The following is an 18,673-nucleotide window of genomic DNA, read 5'->3' as shown; positions in this document are numbered from 1 at the left end:
CAGACGACATCACAGACCCCGCCCCACCGCGGGGTCTCAAGATTCTGGAGTCGCGCGCTCCTTGAGCATCAATACGTGCGGGTTCTTTGCGAGCACGGGTATCAAATTCTGAAATTGCGGCCTTGATTGGCGTGCCAGAAGTCGGCTGAAAACTCGCTTGCATCGGGGCACTGTTTACCCGAGGGCCGCTCATGCCGCGAAAAGCCAGGGCTCCTGACCTGCCTCCAGACGCACATGGCATGCAACCGATCTTTAGCGATGGGCATGTGCGCGGCATGTTTACGTCGGCCTGTCTCCGCGAACCGGCAGCCCATATTGTTCCGTCGAACTGACCGTGATGGCGCGGTCCCCCTCGTGCATCGACGTCGTTGCCCGGTTAGCGTGTCGACGGGAACGTCCAGTGAGCAGCCAGGTTGCAAACGCGTCGAGCGACGTACAAAGAACCAGATAGACGAAACCGGCAAACAGAAATATCTGCACCGGATACACCATCAGACGGCTGTTCACCTGATTGGCAAGGAATGCAAATTCCGGCACACCAACGATATAGGCAAGTGACGTATCCTTGACGAGCGATACCCACTGGTTGATGAATGACGGCGCCATGATCCGGACGGCTTGCGGCAACACCACATGGCGCAGCGCCTGGGTGCGCGTAAGTCCGAGTGACAGCGCGGCCTGCAACTGTCCTTCACCCACGGCCACGATACCCGCATGCACCGAATGCGACAGATAAGCTCCGCCGATCAGCGCCAGTGCGCAGATCACGGTGGCAAGGCCAGGTACGTCGACGTGCAGCAGGACCGGCAGCAGAAAGAATGCCCAGAAGATGAGCATCAGGACAGGAATCGCGCGGAAAAAACCGATCACCGCAAGCAGGACGATGTGTACAGCGTTGCGCGTGAGCGCAAGCGCAACGCCGCCTGCGAGCCCCAGCAGCGCCGATAGCGATGCTGAAATGACGGCCATCACCGCCGTCAATGCGACACCGCCCAGCGGCCCATGCGGGAAGGTGCCGACCAGCAGGTACGGCATGTTCGACAGCAGCGGCGAAAGGTCCACGTCTATCTTCTTCCTGTAGAGGCGCTGGTGCGGCGAGTCAGCACGAGTCCGGTTTCGATCACGGCGATCGTGAGAATGTAGAGGACCGTCGCGGCACCGAAGGACTGGAAGGTCTTGAATGTTTCGGTGTCGATCTGACGCGACACATACGACAGTTCGGCCAGCCCGATCGCCATCGTCAACGACGAATTCTTCACGACGTTCATGTACTGTCCGAAGAGCGGAGGCGTCGCGATGCGTACCGCCTGCGGCAGGATCACATGAACGAACGCGCCCAATGGCGTCAAACCCAGCGCCGACGCCGCCTGGTGTTGTCCGGCGGGAACCCCGGAGAGCCCCGCGCGAAATTCCTCCCCGATGAAGGCGGTGGTATAGCAGGTCAGCCCGAACCACCCGGCGACAAACTCAAACGACGGCCAGCCGACCGACACGAGGCCGAAGTCCACCCGATGCGGCGCATTCAACCAGTTCATCGCGGTTTCGGGCAGTAGCGTCGCCACGCCGAAATACCAGAACAGGAGCTGCACGATCAGCGGTGAATTGCGGAACACCAGCACGTAAAAGGCTGCGGCCTGTCGAAGCGGCGCCGCGCGCGAGCTGCGGGCGAGCGCCAGCACAAAGCCGCAAGCCGTCGCCGAGATCATCACCAGGACTGAAAGCCCCAGCGTCATGCCAAAACCTTGCCAGAGCCAGCCCAGGTATTTCGGCGCCAGCCATCCGTTCATCGGAACCATGCAGTTTCAGGGAGCAGTCGAGCAAAAAGACAGGTCCGGCTGGCCACTGTAACGCGGCTCAGCCGGACGGCATGCAAAGCGGGAAAGAGCGGCCGGACGCTCAGCCCTTTTGCGGATCGCCAATCTTGAACAGCCTTGGCAACGGCGCACGGCTCTTCGGGCCAAACCACTGGTCGTAGATGTTTGCCGCCGTGCCGTCTGTCTCGAGGCCTTTCAGCGTGTCGTTGACGAAACTGAGCAAACGCGGCTCGCCTTTAGGCACGCCGACGCCCTCATAGTCGTTAGAAATGGTGAATGCAGGGATCTCGTATTTTTCGCGATCGGGCACGTTGGCAAGCAGCGCCACGAGCTTCGGGCCGTCCTGCGTGATGGCCTGCACGTTACCCGTGCGCAAGGCCGCAAAGGCGAACGGCGTATCGTCATACGCGACGATCGTGGCTTGTGGGAACTGCGCGCGCACCTGTTGCTCGTTGGTGGTGCCCTTGTCCGCGCCGATCCGCAAGCTGTTCAACTGCGCAGGCGTCTTCAGTACGCCCTTTTTCGCAATGAACTGCGTACCGGAGGCGAAGTAAGGCGTGCTGAAATCGACTTCCTTCTTGCGTTCGTCCGTGATCGTGAAGTTGGCAAACACGAGATCGACTTTCTTCGACGTCAGGAACGCGATGCGGTTCGCCGGGTTGGTCGGCTGGATTTCGAGCTTGACACCAAGCCTGTCGGCCACAGCCTTCGCGTAATCGACGTCGAGGCCGACAATCTGGTTGGTCTTCGGATCGACAAAGCCGAACGGCGCATTGCTGTCGAAGGTCGCCACGCGTAATACGCCGGCCTTCCTGATGTCGTCCAGCCGGTCGGCGTGGGCCGCGCCCGACACGATCAACAGCAGCCCCATGGCTGCCGGCACGAGATATTTGATTTTCATTGGATGGTCTTCCAGGGTTCGATAGCGCTGGCACTCAAGCGGTGCATGGCGAGCGCCAATGTAGCAACGGACCGTGCCTCAACGAACCAAGAAATTGTCGGGTACTAAGTGAGCACTGGAATAAAGGCGCTCCCGCCATCGATGCGCTGTTCCTCCTGCCCGGATAGAACCCGTGCCCGCGCCCTTCGTGTGACGAACGATGAAACTGGCGAAGTCCGCATCGCGGCCGTTTCAATTTTTTCGCATATCGATAGAAGAAGAATCGCTGTCGGCGATGCGCACGCAATGGCACGCCTGGCGAGTGGCGCGCCAGACGCGACCCTCCCGCTTCCAATATCACATGCAAAGCAACGTCGCCGCTGCGTTATTTGCAATGCATGAATGGTTCGAACCATCGGGCTGATGGATTGCTTATAGTCGGTCGCTTAACCATATCGAAAGGACCGGGGTCATCCATGAAAACATTGTTCTCTTCGCTGCGAGTGACGGCTGCGGGCATCGCCTTCTTCGCGATGGCGGCGGGTGTCGCGCACGCTGAGTCGCGCGAGGTCGTGATCGGCTATCAGGACATGGTCGTACCCTGGCGATACGCGCAGGTGAGCGGCGCAGTCGAAAAAGCGACGGGCTACAAGGTGACCTACCGCAAGCTTGGCAGCGGCGCCGACGTGGTCCGCGCACTGGCGTCCGGTTCGATCCAGCTCGGCGAAGCAGGCTCCAGCCCAATCGCGGCGGGGCTGTCGCAAGGCGTAGACATCTCGCTCTTCTGGGTGCTCGATAACATCAACGACGCGGAAGCGCTGGTTGCCCGCGACGGCTCGGGCGTCACGAAGATCACCGACCTCAAGGGCAAAAAGATCGGCCTGCCGTTTGTTTCGACGTCGCACTTCCACGCGCTCGTCGCACTGCAGGATGCAGGCGTCGACCCGTCGACCGTGAAGGTGCTCAACCTGCGACCGCCCGAAGTGGCCGCGGCGTGGGAGCGCGGCGACATCGACGCGACCTACATCTGGGATCCGGTCCTCGCGAAAGTGAAGAAGAACGGCAAGGTGCTGATCACGTCAGGCGAGGTGGCGAAAGAATCGGGCAAGGCAACCTTCGATGGTTTCGCGGTAAGTCGCAGGTTCGCGAAAGACAATGACGCGTTTCTCGTCGGTCTCGTCAAGGTGCTCGCGGACACGGATGCGCAATATCGCGATCACAAATCCGCGTGGGTGGCAGGGTCGAAAGAAGTGGAAGGCGTAGCAAAGGAATCGGGCGCGAACGCCGCCGATGTCCCCGCGAGTCTCGCGCTCTACGCGTTCCCAACGCTTGCGGAACAGGCATCGCCCACCTGGCTCGGCGGTGGAGCGCAGAGTGGCGCGGCGAAGTCCCTGGCAGCGACGGCCGCGTTCCTCAAGTCGCAGGGCACGATTCAAAACGTGCTGCCTGACTACTCGGCGGGTGTCGATCCGCGCTTCGTGCAGCAAGCGGCGAAATGAGCACACTGGAGATCCGCGGCCTCGGCGTGACCTACGAGGGCGCGTCGATGGCCGCGCTCGAAGGGGTCGATCTGCACATAGAGAGCGGCGAGTTCGTCGTCGCGCTTGGCGCGTCGGGATGCGGCAAGACAACGCTGCTGAACTGTCTCGCCGGTTTCATCGATCCAACGACGGGTGTCGCGCGGCTGAACGGCGAACCGATCGCCGGGCCTGGCGCTGAACGTGGCGTGGTCTTCCAGAAATACGCGCTGATGCCGTGGCTCGACGTCCTCGACAACGTCGCGCTCGGACTGCGTTTTCAGGGCGTCGAACGCACTCGCCGGCGCGAAATAGCGCGCGAAATGCTGGCGCTCGTCGGCCTCGACAAACACGCCGATGCGCGCGTGTACGCGCTTTCCGGCGGCATGCAGCAGCGCGTCGGCATCGCCCGCGCGCTTGCCAGCGACCCTCAGGTCCTGCTGATGGACGAGCCTATGGGCGCGCTGGATGCGCTCACCCGCGAAACGATGCAGGAGCTCGTTCTCGATGTCTGGGGCCGCACCCGCAAGACTATTTTCTTCATCACGCATAGCGTCGAAGAGGCATTGTTTCTCGCGACGCGACTCGTCCTGATGACGCCCGGTCCGGGGCGGATCGCCGACAGTCACGAATTGCCGTTCGCGCGCCAGTTTCTCGCTTCGCGCGATGCGCGCGCGGTGAAGTCGTCGCCCGAATTCATCGCGTGGCGCGAGCGGCTCGTGCGACATCTGCACGGCGAACCGCATGCAGCGCGCGAGGCGATCGCATCATGAGTTCGATCGAATCGTTACCGTCCACTCACGCCGCTGCGGCGCATACGGCCAGACGTCGGAGGCCTCGCCGTGGACTGCCGGGAGAAGGCCCGACCGTTGCGCTGAGTGTCGCTTCTGTCGTCGTCATCGCGACACTCTGGTGGGCAGCAACCTGGTTTCGCTGGGTTCCGCCGCTGTTTCTGCCTTCGCCACAGGCCGTGTGGTCCGCCTTTATCGATGCATGGAACGGCCGCATCCAGGGCGGCCTGCCGCTCTCCGAGCACCTGATGTGGAGCGCCATCCGCGTGTTCGGCGCATTCGCACTCGCGAGCCTGACAGCGGTCCCCGCCGGCATCCTGATGGGCGTCAGCCGGATTGCACGCGGACTGCTCGATCCACCACTTGAGTTCTATCGACCGTTACCGCCGCTTGCCTATTTGCCGCTCGTCGTCATCTGGTTCGGCATAGACGAAACCGCGAAACTGATCGTCATCTACCTCGCCTGCTTCGCGCCCATTGCGATGGCCGCGCGCGCCGGCGTCCGCAGCGCGACGGCCGAGCAGGTCAACGCAGCGTATTCGCTCGGCGCCAGTTTTGCTCAGGTTGTCCGGCATGTGGTGCTGCCAGCGGCGCTGCCGGAAATTCTGACAGGTTTGCGGATCGCTGTCGGCTTCGGCTGGACCACACTGGTTGCGGCCGAGATGGTGGCGGCGACGGCCGGTCTCGGTCAGATGGTGCTCAACGCGTCCAGCTTTCTGCGCACCGATGTCGTCGTGATGGGAATCGTGCTGATCGGCCTGATTGCATGGACCTTCGATCTCTGCATGCGGGCGCTCGAACGGCGTCTCGTGCCGTGGCGCGGGAAAGCGTGAAAGGGCATTGCCGCGAATCGCCGGGCGCTGAAACAGCGCCCGGATCGCTATGACTCGAGGGGCTGGCCCTGGCAGTCCTCCTTCACGGCGCACCGTTCATGGCGAAACGACATCCAGCGCTTCGAGAAATGGCCAGGGAAAAATACCCTGCTCGTGCCCGTCGCTGAAAACGAGCTGCACGCCATACGCCATCGACCGGATGTTCACGATGGCAACGTCCTCGCGCGCGCTCACCTTGTTACCGCCGATCCGCACACGCCGGCAGGCCGCACATGGACAGGCGCGGCGCAAGGCAACGTGACTGAGGCACTGTGTCACCGCATCGGGCCAGTACAACGTCATGGTACGGGCTCGGGAATCAAGCTCGACGCGTACGGGCACCCTCATGCCGGGCGATCTCCAATCTGTTGCAGCGCGATGCGGACTGCCTTGCGTACTTCCGGGTCGGCGTCGTCCCGCACACGCATAAGGGCGGGCAATACGTCACGGTCGCCAAGTTCGCTGAGCGCGAGCGCCGCCTCCTTACGCAGATTGCTGATGGCATGTGACAGCAGCACAGCGAGCGCCGGTCCCGAGGCCGGGTCGCGCAACCGGCCCAGCGCACGCGCGGACTTCAGCCGGACCTGCCAGTAAGGATCGTCGAGCGACGCGACGAGTGCCTCGCGGGACTGAAGCGCGCGCAGTTTGCCCAGCGTCGTGGCGGCTTCTTCACGCACTTGCCAGGCGTCGTCGCGCAACGCACTGAGCAGCGCATCGACAATCGTCGTCGTGGGCGCCGGGCACAGTCCCAGCGAGCCTATTGCTGACCGGCGCACGTCGGGATCGACATCGCCCGCAGCCACCGCCGCGAGTTGCGTCAGCGCCCGCTGGTCCTTGAGCCATCCCAGCACGCCGACCGCCTCGAGACGCACCGCCGCGAGCGGATGCGAGAGTGCGCGCAGAGCTGGATCGAAGGCATCGGCGAGACGCAGCGCGCGCAGCGCGCGCAGGACCGCCGTCTGCACGAACGGCTCTGTGTGCGCGACCCAGCGCAATAGCACCGGCCCGGACGTCGCGTCCTTGAGTTCCGAAAGACTCTGGGCCGCGGCGAGTCGCACCGCTTCGTCTAGATCGAGCAGCGCGCCACAGAGCGCCTCGGCGACCTCCTCGCGCTCCCATGCCGCAAGCACGCGTGCAGCCTCGCGACGGACCTCGGCCGAATCGTCGTGCCGCAACGCGGCGACGATCGGCGGCAGCAGGGTTTCATCTTCGAGATCCGCGAGTTCGAAGAGCGCAATGCGGCGCACCACAGGATCGTCGCTGGACAGGCGCGGCAACACGGCCGCAGCCTCGGGATCCAGCGTATCGGGGTCGAATGTCAGCGGAGAAAAATCAGTCATTGGGTCGCTATGGATTGAAGCAAAAAACAGTGTGAATTGCCGGTCAGGCGGTATCGCGCAGCAGCGCCAGACAGCGGCGCTTGATGTCGATGAACTCCGCTGCGACCGTGCTTTCGTCATCGCGTGGCCGCGCGAGCGGCACCGTGATATCGGCGACGATGCGTGCAGGTCGGTGCGACAGCACAAGGATGCGATCCGCGAGAAACAGCGCTTCGTCGATATCGTGCGTCACGAAGAGCACCGTGGTACGCATGCGCGTCCATACATCGAGGAGCAGGCTCTGCATCATCCGGCGGGTCTGTGCGTCGAGTGCGCCGAACGGCTCGTCCATCAGCAGAACGTGCGGCCGGTTGATCAACGCCCGCGCGATCTCGACGCGCTGCTGCATCCCGCCCGACAGTTGCGCCGGATAGCGCGATTCGAAACCCTGCAATCCGACAAGCGCCAGCAGATCGCGTGCCTCACGATGCCGCACAGCGAGGCCGAGCCCGTTCATCTTGAGTCCGAACGCGACGTTGTCGATCACGCGCTTCCACGGAAACAGCGTGTGTTGCTGGAACACGAGACCGCGGTTGCGGTGGGGACCCTCGACCGGTTCGCCGTCGACGGCGATCTCGCCGCGCGAGAGCGGCACGTGCCCCGCTATCGCTCCGAGCAAGGTGGACTTGCCACAGCCGGAAGGACCCAGCACCCAGACGAACTCGCCCGGCTCGATGGTGAAGTCGAGGCGTTCCAGCGCGGTGAAGCGCTCGTTCTGCGGCCCCACGTCGATGCTGACGGCACGTACATCGACGCGCCCGGCGGCCGCGTCGGGGATCGGCACGGCGCTCATCGGCGAACCTCGCCCAGCCGGTACCACGGCATCAGCGTCAGCCCCAGACGCTTGACGAGCACGCTGCTACCCATGCCGAGCGCACCGATCAGCAGCATGCCGACGACGATATTCGCGTAGTTCTGCAACGTGTAAGACTCCCATGTGAAGTAGCCGATTCCGTACTGCCCTGCAATCATCTCGGCAGTGATCAGGCAGAACCAGGCGGTGCCCATACCGATCGACAGGCCGGTCACAATGGCGGGCGCAGCGCCAGGCAGAATCACCTCCCTGAAGAGCGACATGCGACGCGTGCCAAGACTGCGAGCCGTCGCGACGAGACGCGGGTCGACGCCTTCGACGCCATGAATCGTGTTCAGCAGGATCGGAAACAGCGCGCCGACGAACGTGATGAACATCATGCTCATCTCGGAAGACGGGAACATCAGGATCGACAGCGGAATCCACGCGACGGCCGGAATCGGGCGCAGCACTTCAAGCGATGGCAGGACCGTGTCCTCGAACGCGCGGTAGCGCCCGATCGCGAGGCCGAAGCCAATACCCACTGCCGCGGCCGCGCAGAATCCGGCCAGCACGCGAACGATGCTGGAGAAGAGATGCATCGGCAGTTTCGGCGAATGCAGCAGATGCCAGAACGCCGGTGCGACATCGGTGGGTGCGGGCACGTTCGCCATCGTCACGAAGCCGAGCGACACCTTGTACTGCGCCGCGATCTGCCACAGGCCCACACAGGCCAGCAGCGAAACACAACGCCAGATCCATCGTCCGGCAGGGATGCCAGACGAGGGCCGGCTGGAGGCCGACGACATGCTGCCGCTTTCGGTAGGTGCAAGAGAAGTTGCCATGCCTGAATTCCTCGCAGGGTTGCGATGCCGGGCCGGGACCGCTTTAACGCGCAGCCAGGGCCTGGGCCACGTCGGCGCGCGCAGACGCGTAATCGACGACGTTTCCGCTGACCTGCTTCGCGTAGGTGTCCGCGCTCGTCCGCAGCAGGAAAGCCGCGATCTGCCCGTTCGCGGAGCGGACATACCATGCCTGACCGGCAAGAAGCTTCAACCCGGTCCCGTGGTCCTGGGCGAACACCGCACGCACCTGCCTGCCCTGCTTCGTCAGACTTTCCAGCGCGCCGAATGCCTCCTGCGGCTGCGCGTAGCTGCGTACTTTGCTCTCGCCTTCCACCCATATCTGGGCGACGTCGTAAAAGCGGGTGATTGGCTTGCCCGTCTGCGCGTCGTTGGCCACGAGCGGCTGCTTCGCGTAGCTGGCGAGCGCGGCGGCGTAGTCGAGGCCTGATTCCTTGAACGCCTCGCGGATGAAGTGGTCGTCGATGATCGAGTTGGCGTCGAGTTCGACATCGGTCTTTTTCAGCAGCTTGAGCGTATCGATCGCACTCGCCACGGCCTGACGGTATTCCGGCTTCCAGGTCAGGTCGCGCGTCTGCAGGCCGAGGGGCCCGTGGTACAGATAATCTACGGTCGCCTCGATGCCGGTCACCTTCTCGATCAGCAGGCTGTATTTTTCAGGGTCCTGCGCCATCAGGCGATTCGCCTCGATGGTTGCCCGCAGATACGCGACCACGATCTCCGGATACTGCTTCGCGTAGTCGACGTTGACGAGCGCACCATGGAACGTCGGCGCATGCGTTTGCGAACCGTCGTAGATTTTTTGCGCGAAACCCCGGTACGGGAAAAGATCGGCGAACGGCACGAAATCGGCATGCGCGTCGATCTTGTGCGCCTTGAGCGCGCTGCCGGCCACTTCCGGCGCCTGCGTGATGATGTTGACGTCGGTTTCCGGATCCCAACCCTGCGCCTTGATCGCGCGCAGCAGCATGGCATGCGAGGTCGATGCGAACGGCACCGAGATCGTCTTGCCCTTGAGGTCCGCGAGCGAGTGAACGGGCGAGCCGACCGGCACGACAATGCCGTTGCCGCTGCCTTCGGTACTACCCGAGAGTACGGTAATGAACTCGCTCTTCTTGCCCGCCTTTTTGAACGCCGCTGCGTTGAGCGTGCCGGGAAAATCGGCCATCGCCCCGAAATCGAGCCTGCCGGCCACCATCTCGTTGGTGAGCGGGGCGCCCGACGTGAAGTCCTTCCACTGGATGTCGTACTGGACGTCCTTGTACTTGCCGTCATGCGGCAGGTATTTGTCGAGCAGATGCAATTCGCGGATCATCAGGCCGCCGGTTGCGCAATTGATCGTCGTATCCTGCGTGCCGATCGCGACGCGGACCGTCTCTGCGCGTGCGGCGCCCATCGATGCAACAAGGAAAACGGGAACCGCGAAAGCTCGCATCCATTTGAGAGTTTTCATCACACAACCCTGTATGAGTGACTGTGGAACGCCGCGTTAGCGCAGCAGGTAAGGAATCTCGACTCTGACCGCTCCGGTCGGGCAGTCCTGTTCGCACGGCATGCAGTACCAGCATTCGTCGAACTTCATGTAGGCCTTGCCTTTGGTCAGGTCGATCGCCAGCAGGTCCAGCGGACAGACGTCGACGCACACCGTGCAGCCCTTGTCGGCAATGCATTTGTCCTCGTCGACGGTGACAGGTGCCGTGCTGCGCTGAAAAATCTCGTGAGGCGTATAGGACATGATGGCTCCGTTCAGACAGATTCCGGCGCGAGCACAGGTTCAGGCGCCCGGCCGCCAATACGCAGTTTCTGGTAAGCCTGACTTTCGCCATCGCCGGGCGGCACCACATAAGCTTCGACGGCGCGCTTCGCGCTCTTCATCCTGCCGGACGCGTCCTTGAACAGATGCGTGTGGCAGAACCACTCGTCGTCGTTGCGCAGCGGATAGTCGACCCGATGGTGATAGAGCCCCCAGCGGCTTTCGGTCCGGAAGAGCGATGCGCGCGCGGCCATTTCCGCGCAATCCCGGATGGCCCGCACCTCCGCGGCGCGCATCAGCTCATGCGGGTTGTCCGCCTTGATCTCGCCAATATCGGCGCTGATTTCCTCGAAGCGCTGCAGCCCGATTTCCATTTTGCGAGTGACCTTGGGCGGCTGCAGATAGTCATTCACCATGCGTCGCAACTTGTATTCGACCTGGGCGGGCGCGAGTCCGGTTTCGCGCTCGAGCGGTGCGTAGATGCGCTGCCGCTCGGCGGCAATCTGTTCGTCATCGAGCGGCGAAAACGCGCGCCCCGCAACATCTTCGGCCGCGTTCCATCCGGCGAACCAGCCGTAGGTGAAAGCGCCGAGCATGTAGTTGTGGGGCACCGCCGCCATGTCACCCGCAGCGTACAGACCCGGTACTGTCGTTTGAGCATGCTCGTCGACATACACGCCCGATGCGCTGTGGCCGCTGCAAAAACCGATCTCCGAAATGTGCATCTCGACCATCTGCTGCCGGTAATCGGTGCCGCGCCCGGCATGGAAGCGCCCGCGGCTCGGGCGCTCGTTGGTATGAAGGATGTCCTCGATCGTTTTGATCGTTTCCTCGGCGAGGTGATCGAGCTTCAGGAACACAGGTCCGTTTCCGCTTTGCAGTTCCTGATAGAACTCCCACATCATCTGGCCGCTCCAGTAATCGCATTCGATGAAGCGCTCGCCCTTGCCGTTCGCCGTGAAGCCGCCCAACGGACCCGTCACGTAGGCGCACGCCGGGCCGTTGTAGTCCTTGATCAACGGATTGATCTGGAAACATTCGAGGTTCGCGAGCGCCGCGCCGGCGTGGTAGGCCATCGCATACCCGTCGCCGGCATTGGTCGGATTCTCATACGTGCCCATCAGATAGCCCGAGGCTGGAAGCCCCAGCCGGCCGGCGGCACCGCAACTCAATATCACGGCCTTGGCGCGCACAATGTAAAAGTCCGCGGTGCGGCAGTCGAAGCCGAGTACGCCGCAGACGCGGCCGGTCGCATCGGTCAGGAGCCGCGTCGCGACGATCCTGTTGGTGATGGCGACACGTGCGCGCTTGAGCTGCCGGTAGAGCACCTTCTTGATGCTGTGGCCCTCAGGCATGGGCAGCACATATGAGCCCATGTGGTGCACCTTCCTGACAGCGTAATCACCCGTGCTGTCCTTTTCGAACTTCACGCCCCAGCGATCCAGTTCCTCGATTGTCCTGAAGCTATGTCGCGCGTACGCGTACACCGCCGACTGGTCGACAATGCCATCGTTCGCAATGGTGATCTCCCTCGTGTATTGCTCGGGTGTCGCGTGGCCAGGAATGATCGCGTTGTTCAGCCCGTCCATTCCCATCGATATCGCGCCGCTACGCTTGACGTTGGCCTTCTCCAGCAGCAGCACCTTAAGCGAGGGATCGCGCTCCTTTGCCTTGACTGCCGCCATCGGCCCAGCCGTTCCACCGCCGACCACCACGACGTCGTATTCCAGAACATGTGTGTTCATCACGCTTTCCTCGCATTCCTGCGTTTCTTCTCACGATCGATGCGCAGCCGGTACTGGAATGCATCGCCGCGAAAATAAAGATATTCATAGTCGATGGGCGCGCCGTCCGCGCTGTGGGTCAGGCGTTCGATCCGCAGTACGGGGCTCCCCTCCTCGACCTGCAGCGCGGCGCCGATTTCGTCGTCGGCAAGGATGGCGTCGATCGACACATCCGCATGGCCGAGCGAAAGTCCGCAGTCGTTTTCGAGGATCAGGAAGATGTCGCGCGTCACGAGGTCGGCGTTCGCGAGGCGCTTTTCGAGCGCCTCGGGGACGTAGGTGATCTCCAGTGAGACCGGCGCGCGGTTCAGGAGCCGTATCCGGTGGATCTCCACGACCTTCGCGCCTTCCGGCAGGTTCAGGCGGCTGGCCACGTGGCGATCCGCATTGACGACCCGAAAGCGCCGCAGCCGGTTGACGATTTCGTACCCCATGGACGACATCGCCTCTGCGAAGCCCTGCAGCGATGTCACGTTCTGGAACGCCTTGGGTCTGGAAACAAACGTCCCCTTGCCATGGATCCTGAACAGCAAACCTTCTTTCTGAAGGTCGCCGAGCGCCTGCCTGACCGTAATCCGGCTGACCTCGAACATTGCGCACAACTCGTGCTCCGACGGCATCTGGTCGTGCGGTGCGTAGGTTCCGTCGAGGATGCGTGCGCGCAGCGCCTCCTTCACCCGGGCGTAGAGCGGCGCCGCCGACAACGGCAATACAGTGGCAAGAGGGTGGGTCATCGCAACTTGTTATGACAAGACGAAACGAGTCTAAACAAGCCGTTAGAGACGACAAACGAAGATTTTCTGATATCTATAAAAGCAGGTGTGCGGGCGCGAGAACACGCGCCCGCGAATCGAGGGTCGGCAATCGACTCGTGCAGCGCGCGAATCGATTGCCGAGCCTCACGGCGGCACCATATTGAGCGTGTAGCGAATGTTGCGCGGAAAGGGTCTTGTTCAACGACCTGACGACTTAACGACGCGCCGAAAGCCGGCGCACGACCGATACCAGTGCATCGACTTCATCGCACGTGTTGTAGAACGCGAGCGACGGCCGCACGGTTGCCTCGAGGCCGAAGCGCCGCAAAATCGGCTGTGCGCAATGATGGCCCGATCGTACGGCGATGCCTTCTTCGTTCAGCGCACTGCCCACCTCTTCCGTTTCGTAGCCTTTCAACACGAACGACAGCACGCTCGCCTTGTCACGCGCCGTGCCGATCAGCCGCACGCCGGGTACGGGCTGCAACACGCTTGTCGCATAGGCAAGCAGGTCGTGCTCGTAGCGCGCGATGTTTTCAATGCCCACCCGCGTCACATAGTCGAGCGCGGCACCGAGACCCACGGCGTCGGCAATGTTGCCCGTGCCTGCCTCGAAGCGGCCCGGTGGTGGCTGGAACACGGTGCGCTCGAAGGTCACATCGGAGATCATGTTGCCGCCGCCCTGCCACGGCGGCATGTCTTCGAGAATTTCGCGCTTGCCGTACACCACGCCGATGCCGGTCGGGCCGAACACCTTGTGGCCGGAAAACACGAAAAAATCCGCATCGATAGCCTGCACGTCTACGCGCATATGCGACACCGACTGTGCGCCGTCCACGAGCGCCTTTGCACCCACACGATGCGCCAGCTCGACGATTTCCCTGACGGGCACCACCGTGCCAAGTGCATTCGACACCTGCGTCACCGACACGATCTTCGTGCGGTCGTTCAGCAGGCGGCGGTATTCGTCGAGCAACACCTGACCGCTGTCGTCGACCGGAATCACACGCAGCTTCGCGCCGGTTTGCGCGGCAAGCTGTTGCCACGGCACGATGTTCGCGTGATGTTCCAGGTGCGACACGATGATTTCATCGCCCTCACCCACGTGCTTCACACCCCACGTTTTCGCAATCAGGTTGATGGCTTCGGTGGTGCCGCGCACGAAGATGATTTCGTCGGGCGACGACGCGCCGATGAAACGCTGCACTGTGCTGCGTGCGGCTTCGTACGCGTCGGTGGCGCGTCCAGCAAGCGCGTGCGCTGCCCGGTGGATGTTGGAGTTCTCGTGCGCATAAAAGTACGCAAGGCGATCAATCACCGACTGCGGCTTATGCGTCGTGGCAGCGTTGTCGAACCACACCAGTTGCCGGCCGTTCACGCGCTCCTGCAGGATCGGGAAGTCGCGGCGAATCGCATGAACGTCGAATGGCGGATGGGCGGAACCGCCCACGCGTGGCACCGCATCACCGCGCCCCGGCGCCGCGTGAGCGGCGGCCGCGTCGTCGACGAAATACCGCGAAGCCGTATGGCCCGGCGCACCCGCACCCGGTACGGCACCGACGGACGCGTCATAGGGAAAGGCCTGCGCGGAAAGCGGTTGATCAACGCCTGGCAAGCCGAACGATTGCGCGCTCACGTCGTTCCAGTGCGGCACGACAATGTCCGGAGCGCCGCCGCTGGCAGCGCCCGGCAGGCCCGATTCACCGAGAAAATAATACGGCGACGACGTCGGCAAAGGCGCCCCGCCTGCCGGCGGACGCTGCGCGCCGAGGCCTTCGGACACACCGAGCGCCGCGCCGCCAAAACGCGGATCGAGCGCGGGCGCGACGGTCGTGACGGTGTCAGGCACGCCGTTCGGTGCAACGGCGTGCGGAACGAGCGATGGCGCACGGTTGCCGAGCGAGAGCACATGCGTCGGTGCCGCCGGCAGCAGATTACCGCCGGGCACGTGACCTTGTGGCAATGCCGCGCCCGGAATGCCAGTTCCGGTACCACCCGGACCCGCGAACGGCGAACCGGCCGGTGCGGGATTGCCCGCTTCCGCCAAAACGGGCGCCGCGTACGGAAGCACGCCCCCCGCATCCGGCACGCTGGCTGGCGTTGTCAAAGGCGCTTCACCGCCTGGCAATGCCTTGAAAAACGCATTGGCAAGCTGCGCCAGCGTCGACGGATCAGGCAGTCCAGCCGGCGTCCCCGACGGCACGTCGTGCGGCAGTGCGGTGTCCATTGGATTACTTGTAGGTATCTGGATAGTCATGGTACTTGCCGATCTCCACGTCATCGAGGACCGCCAGTGCGTCCGGCGAATGCACCGCAAGCGAGCAGTACAGCGAGATCAGGTACGAAGCGATCGCATGATTGTTGATCCCCATGAAACGGACAGAGAGACCGGGGCCCTGTTCGCCCGCGACGCCCGGCTGGAACAGACCGACCACGCCCTGACGTTTGTCACCGACACGCAGCAACAGGATCTTGGTCTTGCCATCCGCGACCGGCACCTTGTCTGACGGAATCAGCGGAATGCCGCGCCAGGTCAGGAACTGCGAACCGAACAGGCTGGTAGTGGGCGGAGGCACACCGCGGCGTGTGCATTCGCGGCCAAATGCGGCGATCGCAAGCGGGTGCGTCAGGAAGAACGCCGGCTCTTTCCACACTTTGGTCAGCAGTTCGTCGAGATCGTCCGGCGTCGGCGCACCGGTCAGCGGAAAGACGCGCTGCTCTTCAGCGACATTGGCAAGCAGGCCGTAATCCGGGTTATTGATCAGCTGGCTTTCCTGCAACTCCTTGATCGTCTCGATCGTCAGGCGCAGCTGCTCCTTGATCTGGTCATGCGGGCTGCTGTACAGGTCCGAAATGCGCGTGTGCACGTCGAGTACGGTGCTGACCGCATTCAGGAAGTATTCGCGCGGCTCTTCTTCATAAGGCACGAACGTACGCGGCAACTGGCTTTCGTCTTCGCGCGCGGTGCACGCCGCGATGACGGACTCGGGATTCTTCACCTGATTCAGACGATAGATACCTGCTTCGACAGGCAGCCACTGCAGCAGATGCGTGAGCCAGCGCGGCGTGATCGTCGAGAGCTGCGGAACGGTTTTGGTGGCATTGGCTAGTTGCCGTGCTGCGGTATCGCCGAGCGCCGTCAGGCCGCCCACTGTTGCTGTCATTGGAAGCTCCGGAGGTCTATAGAAGAAATGCTGGAAAGCTTTCGAGCAAAATCGATTATCGAGACACAGGTGCGGGCACTCAACATGCTATAGACGGTAAATCTCGATGCGAAGCGGAATGAAAGGTGGCGTGCGCCACTTCGATTTTCGGTAGCGTTCATGTAGCGGGAATACGCGCAGAAGACCGCTTCGTGCCACGGTCGCGTTCCTGGTTGCGGCGAGCGGCTTCGTCAGGCGCCGCCCTCACCGGATGAATGCGCCACCGCAAAGGCAACCGTTGTGTGCGACCTGGCGGACAGGGGACACAGTAAATCCGCGACGCTGACATCGAGCGCGGCGGCGAGCTTTTCGACGGTGACGATCGAAGCAATCGCCCGACCCCGCTCAACCTCACCGACGTACGAGCGATTCAGACCCGCGTGTCCGGCCAGCTGTTCCTGCGACCAGCCGCGTGCTTCGCGCAGACGCCTGAGCGACAAGCCCAGATCCCGTACGATCATGGTCATCGCGCGACGCCTGCCTCAGCCGGTGAGCGCACCGCTTCAACAGGCGCGGCGGAGCTGGCGGCATGCGGGATATTGATCGCCCGGCCACTGTGCGTCGCTTCATTGCGTGATACGGCCTGCGTTACATGAGAACCTGGCGCGACATCCTGCGTGAGCCACACGTTTCCGCCGATCACCGCGCCACGGCCGAGCGTTACACGCCCAAGAATGGTCGCGCCCGCGTAGATGACGACGTCGTCCTCGACAACCGGATGCCGCGCCAGCCCCTTCTCCAGATGACCCTGAGCGTCGCGTGGAAAGCGCTTCGCGCCGAGCGTCACCGCCTGATAGACACGCACCCGCTCGCCGATGACCGACGTCTCGCCGATCACCACGCCCGTGCCGTGATCGATGAAGAAGCTCGCGCCAATCTGCGCACCCGGATGGATATCGATGCCGGTTTCGGCGTGGGCCTGTTCGGCGACGATTCTCGCAAGCAGCGGCAACCCAAGCCGGTAGAGTTCATGCGCGAAACGGTGATGGATCATCGCGAGCACGCCTGGATAGCACAGCAGCACTTCGTCGACGCTCCCCGCCGCCGGATCGCCATGAAACGCCGCAAGCACGTCGCTATCGAGCAATGCGCGAATTCTGGGCAGCTGCGCCGCGAAAGCCCTGACCGCGATGCCCGCCTTTTCCTCGATGTCGCTTTCAGACGGCGGATCGTGGCGCGCGCGGTAGTGCAGTTCGAGCCGCGCCTGCGCCAGTAGCCCATGCAAGGCGGAATCCAGCGCGTGCCCGACGTAGAAGTTCTCGCTTTCCTGCCGCAGGTCGGGTGGCCCGAGCCGCATGGGAAACAGCACGCCTTTCAGCGTATTGACAATGTCCGAGAGCGCCTCGCGCGCCGGCAACTCGCGGCCGCCCGGCTCGAGCGAGCGTTTTTGCACTTCACGCCATTGCTGGCGAGCCGTCTGCAGCGCCTGAACGATGTCGTCGATATCGAAAACAGCCACAACGGCCCCCGGTCAGATAGTGTTCGCAGATAAAGGGAGATGCGTCAGTCCTGCACCCACGGCAGGCCGTGGAAGCGCCAGCCATTGGTGGCGCCACGGCGTTGCGCCGCGTCCAGTTCGCCTTCGAAACCTTCGAGAACGTTGAACACCTGGCCGAAGCCCGCTTTTGCCGCAGCTTCGGCGGCGAGTGCGGAACGATTGCCGCTGCGGCACAGCAGCAGCACCACTGCGTCCTTGCCGGTCTTCGCCTCCAGTTCGCGAACGAAACGCGGATTGCGGGTGAGGCTCGTGCCCGTCGCCCAGGCGACATGCAGGCTGTCCGGTACATATCCGACAAATTTGCGCTCTTCCGCCGTGCGCACATCGACCAGCAACGCCTCGCCCGCCGACACCAGCGCCCACGCGTCGCGGGGCGCGATCCCGCCCGCGTAACTGAGTCCCGTCTCCGCCGCAGCCGATCGCGCCGCTTCGAGCAACGCGTGCGTGGGCCGTTCTTCGAGTTCAACCGTCATGTCATCTCCTTGCCAAAAAGCCGCACTGTTGTAGTGCGAAGGTGTCTGGCCAGTCGTCCGGCGACCGTCTATAGCCATCAGGACACACTATGAAAGAGCGCAAACAGAAGGCGAACCAATAAATTCTGATTTCTAAAGAAGCATCGGCACGACCTCGATGTGGCAGGGCGTGAACGGCAAGAAGAAGGAACTGATTCGAGAATCTTCGGAAGAATGTGTCGGCAGTTTCTGCGCAGCGAGCGGGCCTTGTGTCAGCGGTCAGAATTCGCGGCACGACATCGTCGCGGGTACTCGCTGT

The 18,673-nt window shown here is 62.9% G+C and carries 20 protein-coding genes; 4 read left to right on the top strand and 16 right to left on the bottom strand.

Annotated features, from left to right (window positions below; genetic code table 11):
* Nucleotides 1-279 precede the first annotated feature (279 nt).
* From LPA36_RS25465 to LPA36_RS25455, 3 genes are all read right to left on the bottom strand, one after another.
* Nucleotides 280-1,062: an amino acid ABC transporter permease gene (locus LPA36_RS25465; RefSeq protein WP_228882853.1), complete on the bottom strand. Its 783-nt coding sequence runs from the start codon at nucleotides 1,060-1,062 to the stop codon at nucleotides 280-282.
* A gap of 2 nt (nucleotides 1,063-1,064) precedes the next feature.
* Nucleotides 1,065-1,787: an amino acid ABC transporter permease gene (locus tag LPA36_RS25460; protein ID WP_228882963.1), complete on the bottom strand. Its 723-nt coding sequence runs from the start codon at nucleotides 1,785-1,787 to the stop codon at nucleotides 1,065-1,067.
* A gap of 109 nt (nucleotides 1,788-1,896) precedes the next feature.
* Nucleotides 1,897-2,715, bottom strand: a complete 819-nt coding sequence (locus LPA36_RS25455) for an ABC transporter substrate-binding protein (protein WP_228882852.1) — start codon at nucleotides 2,713-2,715, stop codon at nucleotides 1,897-1,899.
* A gap of 199 nt (nucleotides 2,716-2,914) precedes the next feature.
* On the opposite strand from LPA36_RS25455, the gene LPA36_RS25450 reads away from it, so the two are divergent.
* From LPA36_RS25450 to LPA36_RS25435, 4 genes are read left to right on the top strand one after another with little or no spacing between them, the layout of a single operon-like run.
* On the top strand, nucleotides 2,915-3,118 hold the full coding sequence (locus LPA36_RS25450) for a hypothetical protein (RefSeq protein WP_228882851.1): 204 nt from the start codon (nucleotides 2,915-2,917) through the stop codon (nucleotides 3,116-3,118).
* A gap of 52 nt (nucleotides 3,119-3,170) precedes the next feature.
* Nucleotides 3,171-4,193: a taurine ABC transporter substrate-binding protein gene (tauA, locus tag LPA36_RS25445; protein WP_407674334.1), complete on the top strand. Its 1,023-nt coding sequence runs from the start codon at nucleotides 3,171-3,173 to the stop codon at nucleotides 4,191-4,193.
* Nucleotides 4,190-4,984 (top strand): taurine ABC transporter ATP-binding protein, encoded by a 795-nt coding sequence (locus tag LPA36_RS25440; protein ID WP_228882850.1) that lies wholly within the window; start codon nucleotides 4,190-4,192, stop codon nucleotides 4,982-4,984. Before tauA ends, LPA36_RS25440 begins: the two co-directional genes overlap by 4 nt.
* On the top strand, nucleotides 4,981-5,835 hold the full coding sequence (locus LPA36_RS25435) for an ABC transporter permease subunit (RefSeq protein WP_228882849.1): 855 nt from the start codon (nucleotides 4,981-4,983) through the stop codon (nucleotides 5,833-5,835). The genes LPA36_RS25440 and LPA36_RS25435 overlap by 4 nt, the downstream gene beginning before the upstream one ends.
* A 96-nt stretch (nucleotides 5,836-5,931) precedes the next feature.
* Here LPA36_RS25435 and LPA36_RS25430 read toward each other — a convergent pair whose 3' ends face one another.
* The 13 genes from LPA36_RS25430 to LPA36_RS25370 all read right to left on the bottom strand — a co-directional run bounded on the left by LPA36_RS25430 (nucleotide 5,932) and on the right by LPA36_RS25370 (nucleotide 18,375).
* The gene (locus LPA36_RS25430) at nucleotides 5,932-6,222 is read right to left on the bottom strand and encodes a DUF971 domain-containing protein (RefSeq protein ID WP_267478910.1); all 291 of its coding nucleotides are present in this window, start codon (nucleotides 6,220-6,222) and stop codon (nucleotides 5,932-5,934) included.
* A complete protein-coding gene (locus LPA36_RS25425; RefSeq protein ID WP_228882847.1) occupies nucleotides 6,219-7,214 on the bottom strand; it encodes a HEAT repeat domain-containing protein in 996 nt (331 codons plus the stop codon). The genes LPA36_RS25430 and LPA36_RS25425 overlap by 4 nt, the downstream gene beginning before the upstream one ends.
* A 43-nt stretch (nucleotides 7,215-7,257) precedes the next feature.
* Nucleotides 7,258-8,046, bottom strand: a complete 789-nt coding sequence (locus LPA36_RS25420) for an ABC transporter ATP-binding protein (protein WP_228882846.1) — start codon at nucleotides 8,044-8,046, stop codon at nucleotides 7,258-7,260.
* Entirely contained in the window at nucleotides 8,043-8,855 is an 813-nt protein-coding gene (locus tag LPA36_RS25415; protein WP_228882960.1) for an ABC transporter permease, read from the bottom strand. Before LPA36_RS25415 ends, LPA36_RS25420 begins: the two co-directional genes overlap by 4 nt.
* A gap of 79 nt (nucleotides 8,856-8,934) precedes the next feature.
* On the bottom strand, nucleotides 8,935-10,362 hold the full coding sequence (locus tag LPA36_RS25410) for an ABC transporter substrate-binding protein (protein ID WP_228882845.1): 1,428 nt from the start codon (nucleotides 10,360-10,362) through the stop codon (nucleotides 8,935-8,937).
* A 36-nt stretch (nucleotides 10,363-10,398) separates the two neighbouring features.
* A complete protein-coding gene (locus LPA36_RS25405) occupies nucleotides 10,399-10,644 on the bottom strand; it encodes a 4Fe-4S dicluster domain-containing protein (RefSeq protein WP_228882844.1) in 246 nt (81 codons plus the stop codon).
* A gap of 11 nt (nucleotides 10,645-10,655) precedes the next feature.
* Nucleotides 10,656-12,407 (bottom strand): fumarate reductase/succinate dehydrogenase flavoprotein subunit, encoded by a 1,752-nt coding sequence (locus tag LPA36_RS25400; RefSeq protein WP_228882843.1) that lies wholly within the window; start codon nucleotides 12,405-12,407, stop codon nucleotides 10,656-10,658.
* Nucleotides 12,407-13,180, bottom strand: a complete 774-nt coding sequence (locus LPA36_RS25395; RefSeq protein ID WP_228882841.1) for a GntR family transcriptional regulator — start codon at nucleotides 13,178-13,180, stop codon at nucleotides 12,407-12,409. Before LPA36_RS25395 ends, LPA36_RS25400 begins: the two co-directional genes overlap by 1 nt.
* A 235-nt stretch (nucleotides 13,181-13,415) precedes the next feature.
* Nucleotides 13,416-15,458 (bottom strand): family 2A encapsulin nanocompartment cargo protein cysteine desulfurase, encoded by a 2,043-nt coding sequence (locus tag LPA36_RS25390; RefSeq protein WP_407674333.1) that lies wholly within the window; start codon nucleotides 15,456-15,458, stop codon nucleotides 13,416-13,418.
* Nucleotides 15,433-16,365 carry a family 2A encapsulin nanocompartment shell protein gene (locus LPA36_RS25385; RefSeq protein WP_228882836.1) on the bottom strand — a complete coding sequence of 311 codons (933 nt, stop codon included), beginning with the start codon at nucleotides 16,363-16,365 and terminating at the stop codon, nucleotides 15,433-15,435. The genes LPA36_RS25390 and LPA36_RS25385 overlap by 26 nt, the downstream gene beginning before the upstream one ends.
* A 230-nt stretch (nucleotides 16,366-16,595) precedes the next feature.
* Nucleotides 16,596-16,871 (bottom strand): helix-turn-helix domain-containing protein, encoded by a 276-nt coding sequence (locus tag LPA36_RS25380; protein WP_228882834.1) that lies wholly within the window; start codon nucleotides 16,869-16,871, stop codon nucleotides 16,596-16,598.
* A complete protein-coding gene (gene epsC / locus LPA36_RS25375; RefSeq protein ID WP_228882832.1) occupies nucleotides 16,868-17,863 on the bottom strand; it encodes a serine O-acetyltransferase EpsC in 996 nt (331 codons plus the stop codon). Before epsC ends, LPA36_RS25380 begins: the two co-directional genes overlap by 4 nt.
* A gap of 44 nt (nucleotides 17,864-17,907) precedes the next feature.
* Nucleotides 17,908-18,375, bottom strand: coding sequence for a rhodanese-like domain-containing protein (locus LPA36_RS25370; protein ID WP_228882830.1), 468 nt, complete (start codon nucleotides 18,373-18,375; stop codon nucleotides 17,908-17,910).
* Nucleotides 18,376-18,673 lie beyond the last annotated feature (298 nt).

The sequence above is a fragment of the Paraburkholderia saeva genome (assembly GCF_907164555.1).
In the GTDB taxonomy this organism is placed as follows: Bacteria; Pseudomonadota; Gammaproteobacteria; order Burkholderiales; family Burkholderiaceae; genus Paraburkholderia; species Paraburkholderia saeva.
The sequence above is the reverse complement of the archived record's forward strand: the minus strand, read 5'-3'. Positions and strand labels throughout refer to the sequence as shown.